This is a genomic window from Corallococcus sp. CA054B (assembly GCF_003611625.1).
GTDB lineage: Bacteria > Myxococcota > Myxococcia > Myxococcales > Myxococcaceae > Corallococcus > Corallococcus coralloides.
The window spans coordinates 1-6,167 of the sequence record NZ_RAVY01000325.1 but is presented as its reverse complement, the minus strand read 5'-3'; the positions used below and the strand labels follow the sequence as shown (position 1 = coordinate 6,167).

The 6,167-nt window shown below is 73.9% G+C and carries 1 protein-coding gene; it reads left to right on the top strand.

The genetic code is table 11. From position 1 onward, the window contains the following. Positions 1–6,167 (top strand): SDR family NAD(P)-dependent oxidoreductase (locus D7V80_RS39855; RefSeq protein WP_120592999.1); only part of this gene is annotated, 6,167 nt, incomplete at both ends.

The window sequence follows — 6,167 nt, the reverse complement described above, 5'->3', positions numbered from 1 at the left end:
ATGCGGGAGCAGCTGCGCAACGCTCCCCAGGCCGAGCGGCACTCGCTCCTCATCCAGTTGCTCGGCGAGGTGGTGGCCCGCGTCCTGGCCTATGCCCCTTCCACCCAGCCGTCGCCGGACGAAGGCTTCTTCGACCTGGGGATGGAGTCGGTGCAGGCGACGCAGCTCGTGGAGCAACTGGAGGGAGAGCTCGGGCTCGACCTCCATCCGACGCTCGCGTTCGATCACCCGACGCTGCGGTCCCTCGCGGACTTCCTCCTCGAACGGCTCCCCACCGGGATTGAGGCACCGGCCGAGCCCCGCGCCGAGCTCACGGCGGAAGGGGTGTTCGCCCGGCAGGAATGGCGTGACACCCCCTCCACGGGGACGCGTGGGGCCGCGCCTCGCGGCATCCTGCTCGTGGGGGGAAGCGCGGCGCATGTCAGGGCCTTCCACGAACACCTGCACGCGCGTGGACTCGAGGTGCCGGTGGTGGGAGCGCGCCTGGGTCAGCGCTTCGACGGAACCGGCGCGGAGCCCGAGTTCGACCCCGCCGACGCGCGACAGGTGCAGGAGCTCCTCGCCTGGCTGGATGCTCAAGGACTCCAGCCCAGCCACGTCTTCCATCTCGGGGCGCTCGACGCGGCGTTCGGGATGGATCCCACCCTCGGGTTCACCCATTTGCTGGGGCTCTCGAAGGGGATGCTCGCGCACTCGTCCGACGGCGCGCTGCGCCTGGGCTACGTCCACTCCACGGTGGACGGGGTGCGCCACGCCGCCCACGCCGCCCTGGGTGGATTCTGTCGCGCGCTCGGACTGGAAGCGCCGCGGCTGGGCTTCCAGACCCTGGCATTGGAGCTGGAGGCGTGCGCGCCGTCCGACGTGGCGCGGCTGGCGTTGGCCAACAGTGAGCACGATGACGTCGAGGCCCGGTACGTGGCGGCCCGGCGGCAGGTGCGCGAGCTGGTGGAGCTGCCGCCCGGGACGCAACGCCCGTCACCGCTGCGACAGGGCGGGGCCTACCTCATCACCGGTGGAGCGGGCGGACTGGGTCTGCTGTTGGCCGAGCACCTGGTGCGCACCGTCCGGGCGCGAGTCGCGCTGATGGGACGAGGTGAGCTGGACGAGGCCCGCCGCCTCCGGCTGGAGGCATTGCGCGCGGCGGGCACGGAGGTCATCTACCTCCGCGCGGACGTCAGCGACCGGGACTCGGCCGGGCGTGGGGTGCGCGAGGCGTGCGAGCGGCTGGGGACGTTGCACGGCATCATCCACGCCGCGGGCGTGACGCGGGACTCGCTCGTCACGGCCAAGACGCCGGAGCAGTGGGCGGCGGTGCTGGGCCCCAAGGTGCACGGCACGCTCCACCTGGACGAGGCCAGCCGTCACCTGCCCCTGGACTTCTTCGCCCTGTTCTCCTCCACGGCCGCCATCACGGGGAACGTGGGCCAGGGCGACTACGCCTTCGCCAACGCCTTCCTCGACGCCTTCGCCGAGGAGCGCGAGGCGAAGAGGGCTCGCGGAGAGCGGCACGGGCGCACGGTGTCGTTCAACTGGCCCTTGTGGGCCGAAGGCGGCATGCGGGTGGATGCCAGCACGCTGCGCTTCATGGAGCGCCGTGGCGGTCTCACGCCGCTGCCCACCGCGCTCGGGCTGTCGGTGTTCGAGGCGGGGCTTGCCCAGGAGGGCTGCCAGCGCGTGGTGTTCCACGGCGCTCGCGACACCATCACGCAGCGCTTCGGCATCCGGACCAGGGCCACGGCGCACGAGCCCGCTCCCGCCCCCACCGCCGCGCCTCCCGCGCCCGCCCCGGTGGCCGGGACACGTGCGGCATCAACCCCTGAAGGCCGGGAGCCCATCGCCATCATCGGGATGGCCTGCCGGTTCCCCGGTGGGTGCGACAGCCCCGAGGCCCTGTGGCGGTTCCTCCTGGACGGCGGCGACGCCATCGTCGACGTGCCCGGGGAGCGCTGGGACCCCGAGGCCTTCTTCCACGCGGATCCCGACACCGCCGGGAGCGTGTACGTGCGCCAGGCGGGCTTCCTGAAGGAGGCGCCCTCGCTCTTCGACGCGCGGCTCTTCGGCATCTCTCCGCGCGAAGCCGCGGACATGGACCCGCAACAGCGCCTGCTGCTGGAGGTGTCGTGGGAGGCACTCGAACGCGCGGGGCTCGCGCCCGACAGCCTCGCGGGCAGCCCCGTGGGCGTCTTCGTGGGCATGGGCAGCGCCGAGTACGGCCTGCTCCCCCGCGCCGCGCGGCAGTTCAGCGCCTACGCCGCCACGGGCCTGGCGGCCAACATCGCCTCGGGCCGCATCGCCCACCGGCTGGGGCTCCAGGGGCCCGCGCTCACCGTGGACACGGCGTGCTCGTCGTCGCTCATGGCCGTGCACCTGGCGTGCGACAGCCTGCGCCGGGGCGAGTCCACCGTGGCCCTGGCCGGCGGCGTCAACCTCATGCTGTCGCCGTACACGTTCGTCTCGCTGTGCCGCTTGCGCGCCCTGGCGCCGGATGGCCGGTGCAAGACGTTCGACGCCTCGGCGGACGGCTACGGCCGCGCCGAGGGTGGCGGGATGATCGTGCTCAAGCGCCTGTCCGACGCGCGGCGGGACGGCGATCCCGTGCTGGCCGTGCTGCTGGGCTCGGCGGCCAACCATGACGGCGCGAGCAGCGGGCTGACCGTGCCCAACGGGCTCGCCCAGCAGGCGCTCCTGCGCAAGGCCCTGGAGTCCGCGGCGCTGGAGCCCGAGCGCATCTCCTACGTGGAGGCACACGGCACGGGCACGTCCCTGGGAGACCCCATCGAGATGCAGGCCCTGGGCGCCGTCTATGGGCAGCGCCCGGCCGCCGCCGAGCCCTTCATGGTCGGCGCGTTGAAGGCCAACCTGGGGCACCTGGAAGCCGCCGCGGGCATCGCGGGCCTCATCAAGACCGTGCTCTGCCTCCAGCACCGGGCCATCCCGAAGCAGCCCCACCTGCGCCAGCTCAACCCCCACATCCGCCTGGACCGCATGCGCGCCCGGCTCGCGTGGGACACCCTGCCGTGGGACGGGGAAGGACGGACCGCTGGCGTGAGCGCGTTCGGGTTCTCGGGGACGAACGTCCACGTCATCGTGGCCGAGCCCCCCACTCCGCCCGGCCCCATCGCTTCGCTTCCGCGGCCCGTCCACCTGCTGCCGCTCTCGGCCCGGGACGACGCCGCGCTGCGCGCCCTGGCGCGCTCCTGGCGGGAGTATCTGTCGCGGGAGCCTGAGCACGGAGTGGCCGCGGCGTGCACCGCCGCAGTCGCCTCGCGCAGCCAGTTGGAGCACCGCGCCGCGGTGGTGGCCTCCGACGGCGCGGGGCTGGCCGCCGGACTCCAGGCCCTCGCCGAGGGCGGCAAGGCCGCCGGCCTCCATCACGGCGTCGTCGAACAGGCCGCCATTCCCCGGCTCGCGATCGCCATTCCCCACGCGGGGGATCTGAGCGCCACTGTCTCGGCGCTCTACCCGGTGGAGCCCGTCTTCGCGGCGGCCTTCGACGCGTGCGGCGCCGTGGCCCGGGAGCTGTCGGGCGGCGACCCGCGCGTGATGGAGGCGCCGGAGGTCATCACCTTCCGCGCCCGGTACGCCCTGCTCAAGCTGCTGGGGCACTGGGGCCATCAGCCCGACGCGCTGCTGGCCGACGGACGGGGCCTCCATGTCGCGGCATGCGAGGCCGGGGTGATGGACCTCCGGGACGCGCTGCGCTGCCTCCTGCGCGACCTGGGTTGGCATGGCGCCTTCACCCTGGAGCCGGAGCGGCTGGCCGAGCCACGCGTGCGCCTGCTGCGCACGACGGCCGACGCGCTCATCGACTTCCGGAAGGCGACCCGCGCCGACACGTGGGCGGCCCCCGTCGAAGCGACGGGGAACTGGGACGCGGCGCTCGCGGGCCTGGCGTCCACCGATCGCCGGATCATCGTGGCGCTGGGGGACACAGGGCGCCCCTGGCTCCGCGCTACGTCGGAGCACGCCCCCTGGCGCACGCTGATGGAGTGCGTGGCGGACCTCTACACGCGGGGGCTCGGCCCGGCCCGGCGCGCCTTCACCGAGGCAAGGCCCCGCCCGGATCGCCCGCCACCGACGTACCCGTTCCAGCGCAAGCCCTACTGGCTGCCGCGGTTGCCCGTGGAGGCCGCCCCCGCCGGAGCGGACAAGTCCCCCGCGCACGTGTTCGACGGCACACCGCTGCACTCGCCCCGCCGCGAGCGCGAGTTCGCCTACCGGATCAGCCACGCGCGCCTGCCGGAGCTGGCGGACAACCACGGCATCGCCCACGTCGGGAACATCCAGGAGTTGCTGACGCGCGCCATCCGCCAACACCTGGGCTTCACGTCGTTCGCGCTGCGGGACGTGCGCTACCTGGCCGCGCTGCACGTGGAGCCCGGCGAGGAGCGCGAGGTGCGCCTGGGAGTCGAGCCCCTGGAGGCGGACCGCGCGAAGCTGCTGCTCCATGGCCGCGTGAACGAGCGGAGCCCGTGGACACTCCACGCCCAGGCGGTGCTGGAGCGCGCGGCTCCCACGCGGGAGCCCGTGGCCGTCCCTCCGAGCCTGGAGCAGGGCACCCGCTGGGACGGCGCCACCTTCTACCGGCGGCTCGCGGAGCTGTCCTTCGACCTGGGTGAGAGCGTGAAGTGGGTGGACGCGGTGAGCTTCCGCGATGGCGAGGCCGTGGCCCGCTTCCGGCGGCAGCCGCGCGCGGAGCGGAGCTCGCACGCCCTGGGCTTCCACCCCGGCGTCCTCGACGCGTGCGCACAGCTCTTCGCCGTGGCGGGCGCCGCCCACCTGGGCGAGCGCATGAGGTTCATGGTGGTGGGCTGGGAGTCCTTCCAGCTCCACCACGCCCCGGCCGACGACACGCTCCAGTGTCACATCACCTTCCCCGAGCCACCCGACGCGACCGGGCACGTCACCGGCCACTTCCGGCTCCTGGACGGAGCGAACCAGCTCATCGCCGAGACCCGGGGACACCGGCTGCGGCTGCTGAGCGCGGAGCGGGTGGAGGCGCTCGAAAGGGCCCTTCAGGAGGCCCCCCCGCCCGCGAGCCCCCGCGCCCAGGGCGCCTTGGGCTCCTTGGACGCGAGGGACCTGTCCGCCCGGCGAGAGGAGGTCGTGGCCTTCCTGACCGCGCGCGCCGCGCATCACCTGCAACTGGAGCCGGACGCGCTGACGCGCCAGGTGCCGCTTCGCGACCTGGGGCTCGACTCCATCATGGGGCTCTCCCTGCGCAAGGACATCGAGGAGACCCTGTCGCTGCGGGTGCCCGCGGAGCTGCTGCTCGAGGGCCCGAGCATCGACAGCCTCGCCCAGGCCCTGTCGCGGGACCTCGCCCCAGCGCGGCCCACGCCGGACGCGCCCCCCTCGGCGGAGCCCGCGGCGTCCCACGCCTGGTTCAGCCACGTGGTGCGCCGTCCCCGGCCGCGCGTGCGCCTGTTCTGCTTCCCCTACGGCGGCGGTGGCGCCTCGCTCTACCTGGACTGGGCGCGGCTGCCCGAGCACATCGAGGTGTGGCCGGTGCAGCTCCCGGGACGCGAAACCCGCATCCACGAGCCGCCCCTCCACCGCCTGGACGACCTGCTGCCGCGGCTGGAGTCCGCGCTGGCGCCCCACCTGGACCTGCCCTTCGCCTTCTATGGGCACAGCCTGGGCGCGCTGCTCGCGTACCTCGTCGCCAGCCGGCTGCGCGCCCACGGACGGCCCCAGCCCGAGCACATCATCGTAGGCGGCGCCGCCGCGCCCTTCCTCTGCCCCGGCCCCTTCCTGGAAGGGCTCCAGCAGCGCTTCCGCGAGGCCGGCTTCCAGGGAGTGCCGGCCCCCGGCACGTGCGAACCCCTGGGGCCGCTGCTCGACATCGCGATGAACACGACGGAGGGCCGGATGATGGCGGGCCGGGACGCCGACTTCGCGCGGGCGCTGCTGCCCATGATGCTCGCGGACCTGAAGCTGATGGAGGGCTACCGCTACCAGCCCGAAGCCCCCTTCGCCTTCCCCATCACCGCCCTGCACGGCGACGCCGATGACCGCATCACCGCCGAGGCCTCCGCGGCCTGGCGCGCGCTCACCCAGGGGGCGTTCCAGATGCACGTGACGCAGGGAGATCACTTCTTCCTGCGCGCGAACCAGGCCCAGGCCTGGCTCCTCCAGCGGATCGCCGCCGCCCTGCCCCTCCACCC